At 44.9% G+C, this 17,075-nt stretch carries 26 protein-coding genes (1 of these 26 running past the window's edge); 2 read left to right on the forward strand and 24 right to left on the reverse strand.

Features of this window, described 5'->3' with window-relative positions; all coding sequences use genetic code 11:
* Window positions 1-581, forward strand: the 3' portion of a protein-coding gene (gene pdaB, locus MHI21_RS22300) for a polysaccharide deacetylase family sporulation protein PdaB (RefSeq protein WP_061831406.1). Its footprint begins 199 nt before the window's first position; 581 of the gene's 780 nt are visible here — the last part of the coding sequence; the start codon falls outside the window, past its left edge; the stop codon is at window positions 579-581.
* Between the two features lie 106 nt (window positions 582-687).
* Window positions 688-1,431 carry a spore germination lipoprotein GerD gene (gerD, locus tag MHI21_RS22305; protein ID WP_165179906.1) on the forward strand — a complete coding sequence of 248 codons (744 nt, stop codon included), beginning with the start codon at window positions 688-690 and terminating at the stop codon, window positions 1,429-1,431.
* A gap of 35 nt (window positions 1,432-1,466) precedes the next feature.
* Here gerD and MHI21_RS22310 read toward each other — a convergent pair whose 3' ends face one another.
* The 24 genes from MHI21_RS22310 to MHI21_RS22425 form a co-directional block, all read right to left on the reverse strand.
* The gene (locus MHI21_RS22310) at window positions 1,467-2,573 is read right to left on the reverse strand and encodes an Mrp/NBP35 family ATP-binding protein (RefSeq protein WP_341163020.1); all 1,107 of its coding nucleotides are present in this window, start codon (window positions 2,571-2,573) and stop codon (window positions 1,467-1,469) included.
* A 68-nt stretch (window positions 2,574-2,641) separates the two neighbouring features.
* Entirely contained in the window at window positions 2,642-3,409 is a 768-nt protein-coding gene (gene cwlD, locus MHI21_RS22315) for an N-acetylmuramoyl-L-alanine amidase CwlD (RefSeq protein WP_341163019.1), read from the reverse strand.
* Between the two features lie 68 nt (window positions 3,410-3,477).
* The gene (gene sat, locus MHI21_RS22320) at window positions 3,478-4,647 is read right to left on the reverse strand and encodes a sulfate adenylyltransferase (protein WP_061831402.1); all 1,170 of its coding nucleotides are present in this window, start codon (window positions 4,645-4,647) and stop codon (window positions 3,478-3,480) included.
* Window positions 4,648-4,700: 53 nt separating this feature from the next.
* On the reverse strand, window positions 4,701-5,393 hold the full coding sequence (locus tag MHI21_RS22325; RefSeq protein ID WP_013312138.1) for a phosphoadenylyl-sulfate reductase: 693 nt from the start codon (window positions 5,391-5,393) through the stop codon (window positions 4,701-4,703).
* Between the two features lie 1,186 nt (window positions 5,394-6,579).
* The gene (rpsI, locus tag MHI21_RS22330; protein WP_013312140.1) at window positions 6,580-6,972 is read right to left on the reverse strand and encodes a 30S ribosomal protein S9; all 393 of its coding nucleotides are present in this window, start codon (window positions 6,970-6,972) and stop codon (window positions 6,580-6,582) included.
* A gap of 20 nt (window positions 6,973-6,992) precedes the next feature.
* Complete coding sequence (gene rplM, locus MHI21_RS22335; RefSeq protein WP_013312141.1) at window positions 6,993-7,430, reverse strand: 50S ribosomal protein L13; 438 nt, start codon at window positions 7,428-7,430, stop codon at window positions 6,993-6,995.
* A 183-nt stretch (window positions 7,431-7,613) separates the two neighbouring features.
* Entirely contained in the window at window positions 7,614-8,399 is a 786-nt protein-coding gene (gene truA / locus MHI21_RS22340) for a tRNA pseudouridine(38-40) synthase TruA (RefSeq protein WP_061831400.1), read from the reverse strand.
* A 151-nt stretch (window positions 8,400-8,550) separates the two neighbouring features.
* Window positions 8,551-8,916 (reverse strand): 50S ribosomal protein L17, encoded by a 366-nt coding sequence (rplQ, locus tag MHI21_RS22345; protein WP_013312143.1) that lies wholly within the window; start codon window positions 8,914-8,916, stop codon window positions 8,551-8,553.
* A gap of 34 nt (window positions 8,917-8,950) precedes the next feature.
* The gene (locus MHI21_RS22350) at window positions 8,951-9,895 is read right to left on the reverse strand and encodes a DNA-directed RNA polymerase subunit alpha (RefSeq protein WP_007432558.1); all 945 of its coding nucleotides are present in this window, start codon (window positions 9,893-9,895) and stop codon (window positions 8,951-8,953) included.
* A 135-nt stretch (window positions 9,896-10,030) separates the two neighbouring features.
* The gene (gene rpsK, locus MHI21_RS22355) at window positions 10,031-10,426 is read right to left on the reverse strand and encodes a 30S ribosomal protein S11 (RefSeq protein WP_013312144.1); all 396 of its coding nucleotides are present in this window, start codon (window positions 10,424-10,426) and stop codon (window positions 10,031-10,033) included.
* A gap of 19 nt (window positions 10,427-10,445) precedes the next feature.
* Window positions 10,446-10,814: a 30S ribosomal protein S13 gene (gene rpsM / locus MHI21_RS22360; protein WP_007432560.1), complete on the reverse strand. Its 369-nt coding sequence runs from the start codon at window positions 10,812-10,814 to the stop codon at window positions 10,446-10,448.
* Window positions 10,815-10,835: 21 nt separating this feature from the next.
* On the reverse strand, window positions 10,836-10,949 hold the full coding sequence (rpmJ, locus tag MHI21_RS22365; protein WP_003333770.1) for a 50S ribosomal protein L36: 114 nt from the start codon (window positions 10,947-10,949) through the stop codon (window positions 10,836-10,838).
* Between the two features lie 118 nt (window positions 10,950-11,067).
* On the reverse strand, window positions 11,068-11,283 hold the full coding sequence (infA, locus tag MHI21_RS22370; protein WP_006212898.1) for a translation initiation factor IF-1: 216 nt from the start codon (window positions 11,281-11,283) through the stop codon (window positions 11,068-11,070).
* 2 nt (window positions 11,284-11,285) lie between these two features.
* Complete coding sequence (locus MHI21_RS22375) at window positions 11,286-11,594, reverse strand: KOW domain-containing RNA-binding protein (RefSeq protein ID WP_013312145.1); 309 nt, start codon at window positions 11,592-11,594, stop codon at window positions 11,286-11,288.
* Window positions 11,595-11,603: 9 nt separating this feature from the next.
* Window positions 11,604-12,143, reverse strand: a complete 540-nt coding sequence (locus MHI21_RS22380) for a M24 family metallopeptidase (RefSeq protein WP_328800966.1) — start codon at window positions 12,141-12,143, stop codon at window positions 11,604-11,606.
* 5 nt (window positions 12,144-12,148) lie between these two features.
* Entirely contained in the window at window positions 12,149-12,793 is a 645-nt protein-coding gene (locus MHI21_RS22385) for an adenylate kinase (RefSeq protein WP_061831398.1), read from the reverse strand.
* 90 nt (window positions 12,794-12,883) lie between these two features.
* The gene (gene secY / locus MHI21_RS22390; protein ID WP_342418938.1) at window positions 12,884-14,182 is read right to left on the reverse strand and encodes a preprotein translocase subunit SecY; all 1,299 of its coding nucleotides are present in this window, start codon (window positions 14,180-14,182) and stop codon (window positions 12,884-12,886) included.
* A complete protein-coding gene (rplO, locus tag MHI21_RS22395) occupies window positions 14,182-14,622 on the reverse strand; it encodes a 50S ribosomal protein L15 (protein ID WP_013312149.1) in 441 nt (146 codons plus the stop codon). The genes secY and rplO overlap by 1 nt, the downstream gene beginning before the upstream one ends.
* 43 nt (window positions 14,623-14,665) lie before the next feature.
* A complete protein-coding gene (rpmD, locus tag MHI21_RS22400; RefSeq protein ID WP_013312150.1) occupies window positions 14,666-14,851 on the reverse strand; it encodes a 50S ribosomal protein L30 in 186 nt (61 codons plus the stop codon).
* Between the two features lie 12 nt (window positions 14,852-14,863).
* Entirely contained in the window at window positions 14,864-15,361 is a 498-nt protein-coding gene (gene rpsE / locus MHI21_RS22405) for a 30S ribosomal protein S5 (RefSeq protein ID WP_013312151.1), read from the reverse strand.
* 27 nt (window positions 15,362-15,388) lie between these two features.
* Window positions 15,389-15,757, reverse strand: a complete 369-nt coding sequence (rplR, locus tag MHI21_RS22410) for a 50S ribosomal protein L18 (RefSeq protein WP_007432568.1) — start codon at window positions 15,755-15,757, stop codon at window positions 15,389-15,391.
* A gap of 115 nt (window positions 15,758-15,872) precedes the next feature.
* Entirely contained in the window at window positions 15,873-16,415 is a 543-nt protein-coding gene (rplF, locus tag MHI21_RS22415) for a 50S ribosomal protein L6 (RefSeq protein ID WP_013312152.1), read from the reverse strand.
* 33 nt (window positions 16,416-16,448) lie between these two features.
* Entirely contained in the window at window positions 16,449-16,847 is a 399-nt protein-coding gene (rpsH, locus tag MHI21_RS22420) for a 30S ribosomal protein S8 (RefSeq protein ID WP_007432570.1), read from the reverse strand.
* 32 nt (window positions 16,848-16,879) lie between these two features.
* A complete protein-coding gene (locus tag MHI21_RS22425; RefSeq protein WP_010348808.1) occupies window positions 16,880-17,065 on the reverse strand; it encodes a type Z 30S ribosomal protein S14 in 186 nt (61 codons plus the stop codon).
* Window positions 17,066-17,075: the final 10 nt, after the last annotated feature.

A 17,075-nucleotide genomic window follows, 5' to 3' on the forward strand; every position in this document is an offset into this window, starting at 1 on the left:
GCGATAAGCGCACTGCCCCCATCTTAAAAGTCCTTGAGGATAAGAAAGTGACCAAGTCCACCTTTTTTCTTTCTGCCCCTTGGAGTAAAACACATCCGGAACTTGTGAATCAGATTAAAGAAAGCGGATTTGAGATCGGCAGTCATGGCCATAAACACGAAAATTACAGCAGCTTAAGCGATGAAGATATTCGTAAGCAGATTTCAATTGCTCATACCACATTAACCGAACTGACAGGACAGTCCCCGAAGTTGATCCGTATGCCTAATGGCGACTTTGATAAAAGAGTCCTTCAGGTTGCCGGCACTTTAGGCTACAAAACCATTCAGTGGGATACAGATTCCCTGGACTGGAAAAACCCTGGTACTCAGGTCATAATCGACCGTGTTGTAAATAAAGCGCATCCTGGCGATATCGTCCTTCTGCATGCCAGTGATTCCTGTAAACAAACGCATGAAGCCCTGCCGGTCATTATCGACAAGTTGCGAGCACAAGGCTATGAATTCGTGACTGTATCTGAACTGCTTCAACAGGGTACAGTAAAAGGCAAAGAGGTACGCGATCAGGCACTGGGTCTTTAAGGAGTTATTTTACATCGTTCTCAGCTAAAAACCAAAAGCAAATCGACATATTTCTCCCCATTCATCCGCATACTATCCACATTCATGATGAAGGAGGAATACGGCCATGAATTGGACTCGTTTGCGATTTGTTAGCACGATATGCGTACTGGGCGTTGCACTGAGTGGATGCGGCTCGGATCAGGGTTCTGCGCCCCCCCAGAACAGTTATAAAGAGATGAAAACGATGGTTGTCGATATCTTGAAAAGCGATGACGGAAAAAAAGCCGTAGAGGAGGCTTTAACCGGGGAAAGCACTTCAAAAGAAGGACAATCCGGTCAAAGCAGTGAAGAGGGTGGGGCTGGTGGTGGATCTGGTGGCAGCATGGGAATGAAAATGCTTATGCCCATGCAATCGGCTGAACAGATGAAGATCGCAGTCAAAGATACTTTGGTATCACCTGAATATAAAAAAGAAATCGAAAAGATTATGACCGATCCGCGTTTTGCCGGAGAATTTGCCAAAGCCATCAACAGCCAAAGCAAACAGCTTCATATGCAACTTATAAAAGACCCTTCTTATCAAAAATCAATTGAAGCAATGCTCAAGTCACCAGAATTAACCAAAATGTATATGGACTTAACTAAAACCCCTGAATATCGCAAACAATCTATGACAGTCATGCATGATGCCATGCAAAATCCAATTTTCCGACTTGAGGTTATGAATTTACTCAAAACCGTCGTACAAGAGGAGCTTCAACCCAAGGTTGAGAAAAAAAGTGGTGAGCAAGGCGGTGCAGGCGGCGATAAGCAAGGTGGTGGAGGCAGCGAAGGTGGGGGCGAAGGAGAACAAGGAGGAAGCCAATAATAAAAAGGCTGGTTTAATAAACCAGCCTTTTTTCTTTATTCAGATTCCGTGTGCAAAATCGTAATCTGAGCAGCAATATCATTGTAAATGGTCCCCGTGGCAGACTCAGATTTATATACAGATGGAGAAAAGTCGGCTTCTGACGGATGGTTATCTGGAATACCCAGCGGAATTTGAGCAAGAAGTTTTGTATGAAGAGTGTCTGCCAACATAGCCCCCCCTCCTCGCCCAAAAACATAGTCCTTTTCTCCAGTGGAGGACACATAATAAGACATGTTCTCCACAACGCCGATGACCTTATGATCCGTTTGAAGCGCCATTGCGCCTGCACGTGCAGCTACAAAAGCCGCCGTTGCATGTGGAGTAGTGACAATGATTTCTTCACTCTGCGGAATCATTTGATGTACGTCAAGCGCTACATCGCCAGTGCCTGGTGGTAAATCGAGAATCATATAGTCCAGTTTTCCCCATTCGACATCACTAAAAAACTGTCTGAGCATTCTCCCCAGCATGGGACCTCTCCAGATCACCGGGTTGTTTTCTCTAACAAAGAAGCCCATAGACATGATTTTGATACCAAATCGCTCCACTGGCTGAATGATACCATCTTCGACAGTAGGCACATCCTCTACTCCAATCATATCCGGCACACTGAATCCATAGATATCCGCATCAATCAAACCCACACGCTTCCCCTGTCTAGCTAAAGCAGCCGCCAAATTTACAGCTACTGTCGATTTTCCGACACCACCTTTTCCGCTTGCAATGGCAATAAATCGTACGCCAGATGCTGGGCTAAGTAGCTCATGTTCTTCCATGCCAACAGCATGTCCTTTGGTCAAAACCGGGTCAGCCGCTTCCTCGGTCTCCTCTCCATTTTGAAGGGCAGACTTTTCATGCTCAGATGCCTCACGAATACGAATATGAACGTGACTTAATCCCGCCTCTTCTAATGTCTGCCGTATTTCTCGTTCCAACTCTTTCAGCGTCTCTTCCTGGCTATTCAGGGTAATGGCAGTCAAGGATACCCGATCCTCTTTAACCACCACATCCCGAATAAAATGGAGATCGACTAGACGGCGTCCTGTATGAGGCTCCCGCACTTGTTGAAGTAGCTCTATAACTTGCTCTCTTGATTGCATGAATTATCAGCACCTCTGCTTTAATGAATTACGGAGTGGTAAACACTTACAGTATACCACTATCTGGCTTAAGGTGCTGGTGAGATCCCCTTTTCCCCGGCACTGTAACGCAAAATCCCCTTATATATGGACGCCGCCACCTGCCTTTGATAGTTCACGTCACTAAGTCGTCTAGCTTCCTCAGGATGGGACAAAAATCCTACTTCTACAAGGGCTGATGGCATTTTGAGAGCTTTCAATAAATAAACTGTGTTCACGGTCTTAGCCACTCTGTCCGTATTTTCCAAGTTGCGTTTGATCTCTTCCTGAATTAAAGACGCCAAATTCCCGTTATCTGCATGGTTAGGTACGTAAAAGGTTTGGGCTCCACTCCAACGGCTCGACGGAATACTGTTCATATGGATACTTAGAAAGAGGTCTGCTTTCTGCTCCTCAATTATACGCACACGCTGCTTCAAATCCTCCGTTTTTCTTCTGGAATAACCTTTCGTTTCTTGCTGCGCCAGGTCGCGATCATCCTCACGTGTCATGACAACAACAGCACCTGCTTGCTGTAAATAATCCCGCAAATAAAAAGCGATTGCCAGATTAATATCCTTTTCAATAATCCCTTCTTTGCTAACCGCCCCTCCATCAGGCCCTCCGTGTCCAGCATCTAGGGCAATTACTTTACCAGTAAGGGGTAAACTCCAATGGGTCCAAGCTCTCGAAGCAGGTATCTCATACAATGCCAGTGTAATAAATAGAACGGCGAGACAACAGCCCAACAGCATTTTTTGCAACGTCCGATAGCGAATCCACAGTGTAACCTCGTTTTTACGATTATTTTTTTGCATAACAAAACGCCTCCGTCCTATACAGATACTAATAATCTATATGGGACGAGGCGTGTAGATAGTACAACTCAGGCATGAACAAATTCTTTCATACCTTCAATCAGCACTTGAGCGACTTCCGGTCGTGTAAATTCAGGTGGCGGGCAAACCCCAGAGCGCAACAATTCCCGTACCTTGGTGCCCGAGAGCGTTAAATGATGCTCTTTGGGATGTGGGCATGTTTTACTTGAGGCCATATTTCCACATCGGGTGCAATAAAAGCTGTGTTCAAAGAACAATGGAGTAATCCCCAGCTCTTCAGGTGTAAAGTGCCTGAAAATTTCCTGTGCTTCGTAGGTACCATAATAGTCTCCTACACCGGCATGATCCCTTCCAACAATAAAATGGGTGCAGCCATAGTTCTTTCGCACAATAGCATGGAAAATGGCCTCTCTAGGACCCGCGTATCGCATGGCAGCAGGAAATACCCCCAGAAAAGTCCGATCAGCCGGATAATAATTGTCCAACAGCACCAGATAGCTCTTCATACGCACATCTGCCGGAACGTCATCTGACTTGGTTTCACCAACGAGTGGGTTTAGAAACAAAGCATCCACAATCTCCATCGCGCTTTTTTGAATGTACTCATGTGCCCGGTGTACCGGATTTCGTGTTTGAAATCCGACTACTGTTTTCCAGCCTTTTTCTGCAAAATAGTCGCGTGTCTGTGATGGTGTATAGTAAAACTCACTAAATTGTGTGGGCTCCGGCCGATTCAGCACTTGCACACATCCACCAACATACGTAGCAGGTCGATCTAACAGTTTTTTTACGCCAGGATGAGCCGGGTCATCCGTCTTGAATACTCGTCTGGCTTCCTCAGCCTGATCTACCTGATAAATACTTTCAATATCAAGTACAGCATAAATAGTACCGTCTGTTTCACCCACCAAAGCCACCTGCTGACCTAATTTCAATTCACTGGCTACACTTTCTGCAACTGCAAGAGTAATGGGAATACTCCAGACTGTACCATCGGCAAGACGCATATCTGTTACCACTGACCGATAATCAGATTCATTCATAAACCCCGTCAAAGGAGAAAATGCCCCCACTCCAATTAAATCCAGATCAGAAATGGTCCATGAGTTTACACGGATTGGGAACAATTCCTCTGCGGCCTGCAAAAGTGCTTTTTGCTTCGGTCCTGTAATGATTTTATCAACAAGTGTTCCGCCATGCGGAAGAATTGCAGTCATAATGCACTTCCCTTCTCTTCATAAATATGACTCATAGCTACCTGAATACCATTTTATTGATGGAGCCCACACTCCGTTTTCTCATTGCCTGACCAGCGACCTGCACGAGGATCTTCACCTGGTAGGACCTCACGGGTACATTGCTCACAACCGATACTGGGATAATTGCGATCATGCAATGGATTATACAGCACTTCATGAGTACGGATATAGTTCCATACATCCTCGGATGTCCAGCTTGCCAAGGGGTTAAATTTAACGAGTCCAAACTTTTCGTCATACTCTACCTTTTTTGAATTCGCACGGGTAGGGGCCTGATCCCGGCGAATACCGGTAATCCATGCATCGTATTGTGACAAAATACGTGTCAGCGGCTCAACTTTGCGTATACCACAACATGTGTTTGGATCTGTTTTCCACAGTTCCTCTCCATGTTCAGCCGCTTGCTCTTCAGGAGTAATTAAGGGAGAGACCCTAACAAAATCCAAGTTATATCTGGCTTTCATCTGATCTCGCGTATCATAAGTTTCTTGAAAATGAAAGTCGGTGTCCAAGTAAAAAATGTCGGTGGAAGGGCTAATTTTTTGAAGCATATCTACTAGTACTACATCTTCTGCTCCGAAGCTACAAGCAAAGGTAAGATTGGGAAATGTAAGAACAGCATACTGGATAATTTCCTCTGGCGTAGCCTCTTCCAGTTCAATTGCCTTGACTCTAATCAACGCTTCTTTCTCCAATAAATTCATTATCAATGCGCCTCCATATGAAGATTCATAAATAAGTGTCACTCCAATACCGACTAAACTAATAAGATTAAATACAGTATAAAACTTTCACAATCATTGTCAATCCACGGCAAAATGTCCTGATGCAAGCATTTATCCACCTAAATTTGCAGGAATGTTGCTCTGTCAGCATTCTTTAATGCTTTCTTGCGTATCCAATCAAGTTCATTGACTTTATATAAAATATTCTTATACCAAACATTTTGAAAATGGACCATAGGCCCAGTGCGCGGCAGCCATCGGTAATGCTGAACAGCTTTGGGTTGCTTTGATCAAGCAAGAACCATCTGTAGAAGAAAGCAAGTGAAACCCACTATACTATTCCGGAGCTCTGGGTCAGCGATGCCTTCATTCTGAAAATTATAAAAGGAATGACTGCGCGCTAAACTCTTATTATACCTCTATTCAATCCCAAAGCGCTCGTAGCGGCAATTTCCGAGGAATTGATCACTGGACACAAGCAAGACTCTTATCGCTACTGGAAGCCTATTTAAAGCCTGTCATCAATGAGGGGCGATATTATGAGGGTAGACAGTCGGACAATACATGGTACTCCCGGTTATAGTTTGGAGCGATTGCTGTGTAGACTATTTCTATTACCAGTAACATGTACATCGCCGTTGCAATTGCAGTAGCCTAGGAAGCGGACACTGCTAGGCTAAGGACCGTCTTTCTGCACCGGCATACAAATAAAAAGAGGTATTCCTTGCCGTATCCCTAGCTAAGCCCAAAACAGCTGTACAAGAGGCATAGACAGTGCCAGCCAGAACATATCAAGGAGGACTTTACATAAACAAGTGAAAGCAAAGTATCCTCGTGAAACAGCACTTAGCAGAAAATATTAAGATGAGGCTATATTGAATAACCGAACATTATATTTTTAGTCACAGGTTATAAACATTACAGAATAAACTGCGTTGAAATAGCAAACTGTATTTGTGTATAACAATATCATCTTCAATTCCATCGTGGATAACTTTTCGTATTCCGTGCATTTGCATGCAGTTATTTATGTATTCGCTGAAACATGCTGAAGCTTGTAACTTTTAGAGTAGGTCTACTTATCCACATGTGGATAATGATCAGGAAATGACTAAATAAAAAAGAACCCTTTCCATAAGGAAAAGGTTCTTCTGTATTCGAAATATTAACGTTTCGAGAACTGTGGTGCACGACGAGCGGCTTTGAGACCGTATTTTTTACGTTCTTTCATACGTGGGTCACGAGTCAAGAAGCCTGCTTTTTTCAAAGCTGGACGGAATTCCGGATCTGCTTTCAACAGAGCACGGGAAATACCGTGGCGAATTGCGCCGGCTTGACCAGAGATACCACCACCATGAGCAATAACGAGTACGTCATAGCTGCCAACTGTTTCTGTCAGGTTCAGTGGTTGTTTTACGATCAGTTTGAGAGTTTCCAAACCAAAATATTCATTAATATCACGCTTATTGATGACAATGCGTCCTTCACCCGGTACGAGACGAACACGAGCTACCGAATGTTTACGACGACCTGTCCCATAGTATTGTACTTGTGCCATGAAACTGTCCTCCCTTTTAATTATCCGCGAAGTTCGTAAACTTCAGGTTTTTGTGCTGCATGTGGATGCTCAGTGCCTCTGTAAGCTTTAAGTCTCAGCTTCATTTTCTCGCCTTGACGAGTTTTAGGAAGCATACCGTGAACAGCCAATTCCAACATACGCTCAGGCTTGTTCTTAACCATTTCTTGTGCAACCGTTACTTTCAGACCACCCGGATGCAGGGAGTGACGGTAGTATTTCTTGTTCTCCATTTTTTTACCGGTCAATACGATTTTTTCCGCATTGATTACAACAACAAAATCACCTGTGTCCACATGTGGTGTAAATTGTGGCTTGTGTTTGCCGCGAATCAACGCAGCCGCTTCGCTTGCCAGACGGCCGAGCGTTTTGCCTTCGGCATCAATGATGTGCCAGTTGCGCTCAACTTCATTTGGCTTCGCCATATACGTAGTACGCATGAAAAGTATCCTCCTTAAGTTCGTTAACAGAAATCATCATTTATCTTCGTTCGTTAAGTTGCTGCATTATTGATGGATTAGATGTTAATTTAAAGTGATTATCTTAATTGGGGCTGTGGGAAAGCCATTAAGAAAACACAACTTTTATATTACAGGATAACCATCAATTCCGCAAGGGTAAAATCAATGTTTTTTGATGTTTTCGTCGTACTCTACATTCCAGAGCGTTAAAGCGTGTCCAACGGCCGTAGGTCCAGCCTTTGAACGATTTTTTGCCTCCAAAATGGAAGGAATATCATCCGACGATTTTTTGCCTTCTCCCACTTCCAGCAAAGTACCCATAATAATCCGAACCATGTGCTGCAAAAATCCGCTACCTGTAATATAAGTATGGATAATTCCCTGGTCATCCGAGCCCGGACGTGAAAAGGAATGGTCTACTGTCATATAGGCTTCATAAATAGTGCGAACATGATTCGTCTTTTGGGAACGTCGAGATGCGAACGAAGTATAGTCAAAGGTGCCCACTAAATGAGCCAACCCTTCCTCCATCGCTCTTACATCCAGTCTCGTTGGATGATGGGCCTGTGTACGACGGTGAAAGATGTCCGGAAATCGGTTCGCATTAATGCTGTACCGATATGTCTTCCGCTTCGCCATGCGGCGTGCATGAAAGGACAGTGGCACCTCTCTCGCATCCGTAACGATGATATCACGAGGCAACCAGGCATTAAGTGCCAGACACCAGCGCTGTAACGGAATCGGCGATTCAGTGTGAAAATTGAATACCTGCCCGTATGCATGTACACCTGCATCTGTACGGCCTGAGCCTGTAATTTTAAGACGCTCGCCCGTCAATGAGTAAATAGCATGTTCAAGGCAGTCCTGAATGGTGTTACCGTCAGGCTGCGTCTGAAAGCCATCATAGTGGGTTCCGTCATAGTTCACCTTCATGCACAAGTTCCGCATGTTTCTCACACCTTTATAGGGGTAGTCTCTGGCCTTACAAGGAATAACCGAACATAACAAAGGAGAAGCCCCTCAAGGACTCCTCCAAGAGAAAAAAAGGGTTGTTCAGAATCAAGCCGATTCTGTCCACCCTTCCCTCATCTTCGCCTGTCTACGCGCGGTCAACCAATTCCAGATATACCATTGGAGCGGCGTCGCCACGACGAGGTCCCAATTTCAAGATACGAGTGTATCCACCTGGACGCTCAGTGTAACGTGTAGCCAATTCGCTAAACAGCTTTTGGATTGCATCCTGCTCACCATCCAAAGTTTCACGGCGAACGAACGCAGCCACTTGACGACGTGCGTGCAGATCTCCTTTTTTCGCTTTGGTGATCAGTTTTTCAGCAATAGAACGAACTTCTTTCGCTTTAGCCTCAGTAGTTTGGATACGCTCATACAAGAACAGATCGGTTACCAAATCACGAAACAAAGCTTTACGGGCACTGGAGTTACGGCCCAATTTTTGGTATGCCATGTAATTTCCCCTCCTTCACAAAAACGTTGCTGTACTATTCTTCCGTACGAAGTCCTAAACCAAGTTCCTCAAGCTTCTCTTGTACTTCTTCCAAAGATTTGCGACCCAAGTTACGGACCTTCATCATATCTTCTTCAGATTTAGTCGTGAGTTCTTGTACCGTATTGATACCAGCGCGCTTAAGGCAGTTATAGGAACGGACGGAGAGATCCAGCTCTTCGATCGTCATTTCAAGAACTTTTTCTTTCTTGTCTTCTTCTTTTTCAACCATAATTTCAGCATCTTTTGCCTCGTCCGTGAGACCCACGAACAACATCACATGCTCGGTCAAAATTTTGGCTCCAAGGCTCACTGCTTCCTCGGGACGAATACTTCCGTCAGTCCAAACCTCAAGTGTCAGCTTGTCGTAATTCGTAACCTGGCCGACACGCGTATTTTCTACGCCGTAGTTCACGCGTGCAATCGGAGTGTAGATGGAGTCGACGGGAATGACGCCGATCGGCTGGTCATCACGTTTGTTCCGATCCTGCTTAACGTAACCGCGACCGCGATTGGCAAAAATACGCATGTGAAGTCTCGAACCCGGTCCGAGCGTAGCAATGTGAAGATCCGGATTAAGAATTTCCACATCACTATCCGCACGGATATCTCCTGCCGTTACAACTCCTTCGCCTTCCGCATCGATTTCGAGTACTTTCTCTTCATCCGAGTGGATTTTAAGCGATAAAGCTTTCAAGTTCAGAATGATCTCCGTTACGTCTTCCTTCACACCGGGAACCGTTGCAAACTCGTGCAGAACCCCATCGATCTGAACCGATGTGACTGCTGCCCCCGGTAACGAGGATAACAGAATACGGCGAAGCGAGTTACCCAACGTCGTACCGTATCCGCGTTCCAGCGGTTCTACTACGAATTTTCCATAGGTGCCATCATCATTGACGTCAACCGTCTCAATTTTCGGCTTTTCGATTTCTATCACTGCAATATCCCTCCTTCAAAACGTCGCTCCTATATGAAACATTCACCTTATCCATAGTCTATCATGCAGTATACCTAAACATCCATTCTTGGCAGTTTGTGCCGGATCTATACTACACGCAGAGGAGAAATCTCACTAGACGCGACGACGTTTTGGAGGACGGCATCCGTTATGAGGTACCGGAGTTACGTCTTTAATCAGGTTAACTTCCAAACCAGCAGCTTGCAAAGAGCGAATTGCTGCTTCGCGACCTGCACCAGGTCCTTTAACCATGACTTCGACAGTTTTCATGCCGTGTTCCATAGCAGCTTTAGCAGCAGTTTCTGCGGCCATTTGTGCTGCGAATGGAGTGGATTTACGGGAACCACGGAATCCCATGCCGCCTGAGCTGGCCCAAGAGATTGCATTACCGTGTGGATCTGTGATCGTAACGATCGTGTTGTTGAACGTGGAACGGATGTGTGCCACGCCAGTCTCGATATTTTTACGGTCACGGCGTTTTGTACGTACAACTTTTTTCGGTTTAGCCATTGAATGTTATCCTCCCTTCTTATTTCTTTTTGTTCGCTACAGTCCGACGAGGACCTTTACGGGTACGAGCATTAGTTTTAGTACGTTGTCCGCGAACAGGCAATCCACGACGGTGACGAACACCACGGTAGCAGCCAATCTCAGTCAGACGTTTAATATTTAAGGAAATTTCACGACGCAGATCGCCTTCTACTTTAACTTCTTTGTCGATCGTTTCACGTAATTTGCTCACTTCATCTTCAGTCAAATCACGAACACGCGTGTTTGCACTGATGCCTGTTTCCTTCAAGATTTTCTGAGAAGTCGTTTTACCGATTCCGAAAATGTAAGTCAAGGCGATCTCAACGCGTTTGTCACGTGGCAAATCCACACCAGCTATACGAGCCATTTTACGCTACACCCCCTTCTATTAACCTTGTTTTTGTTTGTGTTTCGGATTTTCGCAAATAACCATTACATTCCCTTTGCGGCGAATGACTTTGCATTTTTCGCAAATAGGTTTTACAGAAGGTCTTACCTTCATGTTGATTACCTCCTCCAAGCTTTACCCTGGTAAAACTCGCTTCGTGAACATTCACATCGTTTTGCCGAGCAAAACAAGTTTTTTTAAATGACATACGTTTAATAAAAACCTGCATGAATTACTTGCGGTACGTTATACGGCCTTTGGTTAAATCGTAAGGCGATAACTGTACAACCACCTTGTCGCCTGTCAAAATACGGATAAAGTGCATCCGCAGCTTTCCGGAAACATGAGCAAGAATTTGATGACCGTTCTCCAGCTCTACCTTGAACGTAGCGTTCGGTAGTGGCTCGATTACCGTACCTTCAACCTCAATGACATCTTCTTTGGCCAAAGTCAGTCTCCTTTCTCTTCAGCTTGGTATTCGGACGAGTCCAGGAAAGTTTTCACTGCATGGCGCAGCTTTCCGTTCGTCACCCGACCGCTTTCGTTTAAACTGTTTACAATCTCGCTACTAATCTTTGGCTGAGGCACCAAATGAAGAACATTTTTCTTCTTCGCTTGATCAAACTTTCGTTTATCCCCATCCGCAATATATACAAACCTGCTATCTGCTACTGAAACGACAACCGCAATCTGTCCGGCACCTCTGCCCTTCAGAATCTTCACCAGCTGACCGATTTGCAGGTTTCCTTGCTGAATCATTCCAATCACCTACGCACTCAGTTTCGTGAAAATGTCCATGCCGCCCGTTTCGTACGTCACCGCTTGCTCGTTATGAGCACATGAGGTTACGTTCATCGTAACGACCGTCCAGTTGTCTTCCAGCGTCCCTACATGGTGAGAACCTATCTGAATCATAGATTCAATAGCCAGCCCAATGCCGGTTTTCAGCCTCGGCCCCTGCTCAGGAATACCACGGTTTGGATTCTCAATATATTGCCGAATGGCATGCGACATTGTAAACTGGCGAGTTTTCGCGATGATATCGCCTTTGTTTAACTTGCGTTTGCCGGGAAATCCGTGCACCAGTTGTTCGTTGACTGAAGCGCAAATGCTAGCAGGAAAACCGTTATAACCTTTAAAAGACGGCACAGCTCCCTGACTGCGAATATACCGATCAGCTAAATGATCAAGTTCACCGGTCGTAATACCGGGCTCGATGTGTCCTGCCAAGAGATGATCCGTCTCCGTATCTATTCTCTTAGCTTTCCTCATTAAGCTTGATTCCGTCCCCGACTTGCAAATGATCATTACAGCTAACCCCGCAACAAGGACACGATATTTTGGGAAACCACATCAATATCCTGTTCTCCGTCAATATGACGCAGAAGATTCTGGTTCTCATAAAACGTGAGGAGTGGTGCTGTTTTATTACTATATTCTTCAAGTCGTGTTCTTACGCTATCTTCATTATCGTCAGGACGCTGATAGAGTTCCCCACCGTCTTTATCGCAAATGCCTTCAACCTTAGGAGGATTAAAGACAATATGATAGCTAGTTCCGCAGCTTTTACAAACCCGCCGTCCTGTGATTCGTGCCAACAAGTTGTCACTATCCACTTTCAAGTTGATGACGTCATCTAGCTTCGTATTCAAACGACCCAAAATTTGATCCAAGGCTTCAGCTTGAGCCAAAGTTCTTGGAAAACCGTCCAGCAAGAACCCTTTCTTGCAATCTGGCTGTTGTAGCCGTTCTTCAACGATACCGATTGTTACGTCATCCGGAACAAGTTCACCCTTGTCGATATATTCTTTAGCTTTAATGCCAATAGGTGTTCCCTGTTTCATCGCTAGGCGAAAAGCATCACCTGTCGAGATATGAGGAATGCCGAATTCCTTCACAATGACATCTGCTTGTGTACCTTTACCAGCCCCCGGAGGGCCCATGATCAAAATATTCACAATCTGTCACTCCTCAAGACGACCCCTACACAAGAAACAGCACAAAAGGTGCCGGTAAGCATGCGAACATCCTAAGCCGGTACCTATTGCCTATTTGTTGATGAAGCCTTTGTAATGGCGTTTGATCAGTTGGCTTTCGATTTGCTTCATTGTATCCAATGCTACACCAATGATGATGAGCAATGAAGTACCGCCAATTTGCACGGAACGAGGCAAGCCCGAAAGCGAACCGAAGAATACCGGCAAAACGGATATGACTGCCAGAAACAAAGCTCCTGTCATTGTCAAACGTGACATTACTCGTGTCAAGTATTTCTCCGTGGCCTTACCCGGGCGAATTCCCGGAATATAACCGCCGTTCTTCTTCATATTGTCGGCCATTTGCTGCGGATTCATCTGTACAAAGGTATAGAAGAATGTGAAACCGATAATCATTACGACATACAAAACCATGCCCAGCGGCTTGTCATAGTACAAGTAAGTGGTAATCCACTTAGCCCAAGCATGATCTGCCCAGAAACTCGCAATAATTGTCGGGAATTGCAGCAATGATACCGCAAAGATTACCGGAATAACGCCTGCCGCATTAATTTTCATCGGAATATGCGTATTCTGGCCACCGTACATTTTGTTGCCAACTACACGTTTCGCGTATTGTACCGGGATTTTTCGAATACCTTGCTGGATGTAGATAACACCAACAATAATCAGAACAATCACCAGGGCAATTATAATTGCCTTCAGAATATTCATAAACAGCTGATCTGCCTGAATAAACTGAGATTCTACAACCGTCCGAATATGTCTTGGAATACCCGCCGCAATCCCTGCGAAGATAACAATAGAGATACCGTTGCCGATTCCTTTTTCAGTAATTTGCTCACCGAGCCACATAAGGAACGTAGTTCCTGCTGTAAGCACAATGGCAATAACCAGATAATCTGCAAAATTGGCTCCTGGAATCATCGCTGCACCGTACAGTCGATTAAAGCCAATCGACGTTCCGAATGCTTGAATCAGGCCAAGTATTACCGTACCATAACGCGTAATTTGAGCCAACTTCTTTTTACCATGCTCTCCTTGTTTAGCCCATTCCGCAAGTTTCGGAATCACGTCCATTGACAGCAACTGTACAATGATGGACGCTGTAATATATGGCATAATCCCGAGGGCGAAGATCGAAAACTGATACAATGCGCCCCCTGAGAAGGTGTTAAGGAGTCCAAACAACTCGCTTCCTGCCTGATCCTGAGAAGTAAAGACTTGCTTGTTCACGCCGGGAACCGGCACGAAGGAGCCAATACGATATACAAAGAGTATAAACAGGGTAAACAGGATTCGGGTTCTAAGATCCTCAACCCGCCATATATTTTTCAGGGTCTTGAACATTAGATCACCTCGGTTTTACCGCCGGCAGCTTCAATTTTCTCTACCGCAGATTGAGAGAACTTGTTCGCTTTAACTGTCAACTTCACAGTGATTTCACCGTTACCCAGAATTTTAATTCCGGATTTGGCGTTTTTCACAATGCCATTGTTCAGCAAAAACTCAGGGCTTACTTCTGTACCCGCTGCAAAACTGTTCAAATCTTCGATATTCAAAACCGCATACTCTTTACGAGTAGGATTTACGAAACCGCGTTTAGGCAAGCGACGATACAGTGGGTTTTGACCACCCTCGAAGCCCGGACGTACACCACCGCCGGAACGAGCGTTTTGACCTTTATGACCACGACCAGAAGTTTTACCCGTACCGCTACTAGGACCACGACCCAAACGTTTACGTTCTTTGCGGGAGCCTGGAGCTGGGGAAAGCTCATGTAACTTCATCGTTCGTTGCACCTCCTTGATTATTGTTAAAATACTTTATTTCTTAAGCCTCAATTTCTTTAACAGAAACCAAATGGCTAACTTGATTAATCATCCCGCGAATAGCTGCATTGTCGGGTTGAACTACTTTATGGTTGATTTTACGCAAGCCGAGCGTTTTAACAGTCGTTCTCTGATTACCAGGACGGCCGATCAACGAACGAACGAGGGTAATTTCTAATTTCGCCATGATATTCCCTCCTTAGCCCAGCAGCTCTTCGATGGATTTGCCGCGCAATTTTGCAACTTCTTCAGCGCGTTTCAAGCGGGACAAACCTTCCAAAGTCGCATTGACCATATTCATGGAATTCGAAGAACCCAAAGATTTTGTCAAGATATCACCTACACCAGCAAGTTCCAGTACAGCACGAACCGGACCACCAGCGATAACTCCAGTACCTTCCGATGCCGGTTTCAACAGAACCCGGCCAGCACCGAACTTACCTGTAACAAGGTGAGGAATTGTTGTTCCTACGAGTGGAACGTGAACCAGGTTTTTCTTAGCATCTTCAATACCTTTGCGAATTGCATCAGGTACTTCGCCAGCTTTACCGATTCCAGCGCCTACCCAGCCGTTGCCGTCGCCCACTACTACCAGAGCACTGAAGCTGAAACGGCGTCCGCCTTTGACAACTTTAGCTACACGATTAATATTTACTACTCTTTCAGTCAGTTCCAAAGTATTCGGATCTACACGCAAGTCGTTAACCTCCTTTTGAGAAATGTCTTAGAATTCAAGGCCTGCTTCGCGAGCTGCATCAGCCAAAGCTTGAATCCGTCCATGATACAAGTATCCACCACGGTCAAATACGATGTTAGCATGACCTTTTTCTTTCGCACGTTTAGCAACGAGTTCGCCAACTTTACGAGCTGCTTCTACACTACCGCCGTTTTTGATTTCGCTGCTCAGTTCTTTATCCATAGTGGATGCAGATACCAATGTTACACCAGCTACATCATCAATCAGTTGTGCGTAGATATGCTTGGAAGAACGGAACACGTTCAAACGAGGACGTACAGCCGTACCTTCGATTTTCTTACGTACACGCAGATGTCTTCTGACACGTGCTTTATTTTTATCTTGTTTTGTAATCATCTCAAGTTTTCACTCCCTTCAGTTTGCCTTTTAAAACTTTATACTAAGACGCACTGGGTAAAAAAGAAGTACGAAGTCTTTCCAGCAGAAAGACCGCACAAAGTCGGTAAGAAACTTATTTCTTCTTACCGGCTTTACCTTCTTTACGAATGATGCGCTCGCCTTCGTATTTAATCCCTTTACCTTTGTACGGTTCAGGTTCACGAACGGAACGAATTTTAGCAGCGTAGGCACCTACACGCTCTTTATCAATTCCGCGAACGATGATTTTAGTGTTCGAAGGAACTTCGAATTCGATGCCCGCTTCCGGTGTGATTTCAACCGGGTGAGAGTATCCAACGTTCAGAACGATTTTATCTCCGGATTTGCTTGCACGATATCCGACCCCAACCAGCTCCAGAGATTTTGAAAACCCTTCAGTTACACCACTTACCATGTTGTTGACAACGCTGCGGGTTGTTCCATGCAAAGAGCGGTGAAGTTTGTTGTCCGAAGGACGAACTACATTAATTTCATTGTTTTCCACAGTAACGGACATGTCTTTATGAAGCTCACGAGTCAATGTTCCTTTAGGACCTTTAACTGTGATTGCTGTGTTGTTCAAAGTCACGTCAACACCACTTGGTACTGTGATTGGTTTACGACCAATACGGGACATATCTGTTGCACCTCCTATCTTTTAAACGTTATCTTACCAAACGTAGCAAACAACTTCTCCGCCGGCTTTGGACTGACGCGCTTCTTTGTCAGTCATGATACCTTTGGATGTTGAAATGATTGCGATCCCGAGTCCACCCAGTACGCGTGGAATCTCATTGCTCTTCGTGTAAACGCGAAGACCTGGTTTACTGATTCTTTTCAAACCTGTAATAACACGCTCGTTGTTTGCACCGTATTTCAAGAAAATACGGATGATCCCTTGTTTGCTATCTTCAACAAATTCCGCATCACGAATGAATCCTTCACGTTTCAGGATGTCGGCGATTTGTTTTTTCATTGTAGATGCAGGCATTTCTACTGTTTCGTGACGAACTGTGTTCGCGTTACGAATACGAGTAAGCATATCTGCAATTGGATCAGACATAGTCATTGTGTATAAACCTCCTTCCCAAACAGGACTTTTTACCAGCTTGCTTTTTTCACGCCAGGAATCTGGCCTTTATAAGCTAATTCACGGAAGCAAATTCTGCAGATCTTAAACTTTTGCAGTACCGAATGTGGACGACCACAACGCTCGCAACGAGTGTAAGCACGAACTTTAAACTTTGGTGCGCGTTGTTGTTTGACTTTCATTGAAGTTTTTGCCACTTAGCCTGAC

Source organism: Paenibacillus sp. FSL H8-0168 (assembly GCF_038592955.1).
Lineage (GTDB): Bacteria > Bacillota > Bacilli > Paenibacillales > Paenibacillaceae > Paenibacillus > Paenibacillus polymyxa_B.

What these genes read in the sequence shown, in the direction of transcription:
- gerD (WP_165179906.1), top strand. Translation starts at nt 688, where the DNA reads ATGAATTGGACTCGTTTGCGATTTGTTAGCACGATATGCGTACTGGGC.
- MHI21_RS22310 (WP_341163020.1), bottom strand. Translation starts at nt 2,573, where the DNA reads ATGCAATCAAGAGAGCAAGTTATAGAGCTACTTCAACAAGTGCGGGAG.
- cwlD (WP_341163019.1), bottom strand. Translation starts at nt 3,409, where the DNA reads ATGCAAAAAAATAATCGTAAAAACGAGGTTACACTGTGGATTCGCTAT.
- sat (WP_061831402.1), bottom strand. Translation starts at nt 4,647, where the DNA reads ATGACTGCAATTCTTCCGCATGGCGGAACACTTGTTGATAAAATCATT.
- MHI21_RS22325 (WP_013312138.1), bottom strand. Translation starts at nt 5,393, where the DNA reads ATGAATTTATTGGAGAAAGAAGCGTTGATTAGAGTCAAGGCAATTGAA.
- rpsI (WP_013312140.1), bottom strand. Translation starts at nt 6,972, where the DNA reads ATGGCACAAGTACAATACTATGGGACAGGTCGTCGTAAACATTCGGTA.
- rplM (WP_013312141.1), bottom strand. Translation starts at nt 7,430, where the DNA reads ATGCGTACTACGTATATGGCGAAGCCAAATGAAGTTGAGCGCAACTGG.
- truA (WP_061831400.1), bottom strand. Translation starts at nt 8,399, where the DNA reads ATGCGGAACTTGTGCATGAAGGTGAACTATGACGGAACCCACTATGAT.
- rplQ (WP_013312143.1), bottom strand. Translation starts at nt 8,916, where the DNA reads ATGGCATACCAAAAATTGGGCCGTAACTCCAGTGCCCGTAAAGCTTTG.
- rpsK (WP_013312144.1), bottom strand. Translation starts at nt 10,426, where the DNA reads ATGGCTAAACCGAAAAAAGTTGTACGTACAAAACGCCGTGACCGTAAA.
- rpsM (WP_007432560.1), bottom strand. Translation starts at nt 10,814, where the DNA reads ATGGCTCGTATAGCTGGTGTGGATTTGCCACGTGACAAACGCGTTGAG.
- rpmJ (WP_003333770.1), bottom strand. Translation starts at nt 10,949, where the DNA reads ATGAAGGTAAGACCTTCTGTAAAACCTATTTGCGAAAAATGCAAAGTC.
- MHI21_RS22375 (WP_013312145.1), bottom strand. Translation starts at nt 11,594, where the DNA reads ATGATTCAGCAAGGAAACCTGCAAATCGGTCAGCTGGTGAAGATTCTG.
- MHI21_RS22380 (WP_328800966.1), bottom strand. Translation starts at nt 12,143, where the DNA reads ATGATCATTTGCAAGTCGGGGACGGAATCAAGCTTAATGAGGAAAGCT.
- secY (WP_342418938.1), bottom strand. Translation starts at nt 14,182, where the DNA reads ATGTTCAAGACCCTGAAAAATATATGGCGGGTTGAGGATCTTAGAACC.
- rplO (WP_013312149.1), bottom strand. Translation starts at nt 14,622, where the DNA reads ATGAAGTTACATGAGCTTTCCCCAGCTCCAGGCTCCCGCAAAGAACGT.
- rpmD (WP_013312150.1), bottom strand. Translation starts at nt 14,851, where the DNA reads ATGGCGAAATTAGAAATTACCCTCGTTCGTTCGTTGATCGGCCGTCCT.
- rplR (WP_007432568.1), bottom strand. Translation starts at nt 15,757, where the DNA reads ATGATTACAAAACAAGATAAAAATAAAGCACGTGTCAGAAGACATCTG.
- rplF (WP_013312152.1), bottom strand. Translation starts at nt 16,415, where the DNA reads ATGTCCCGTATTGGTCGTAAACCAATCACAGTACCAAGTGGTGTTGAC.
- rpsH (WP_007432570.1), bottom strand. Translation starts at nt 16,847, where the DNA reads ATGACTATGTCTGATCCAATTGCAGATATGCTTACTCGTATTCGTAAC.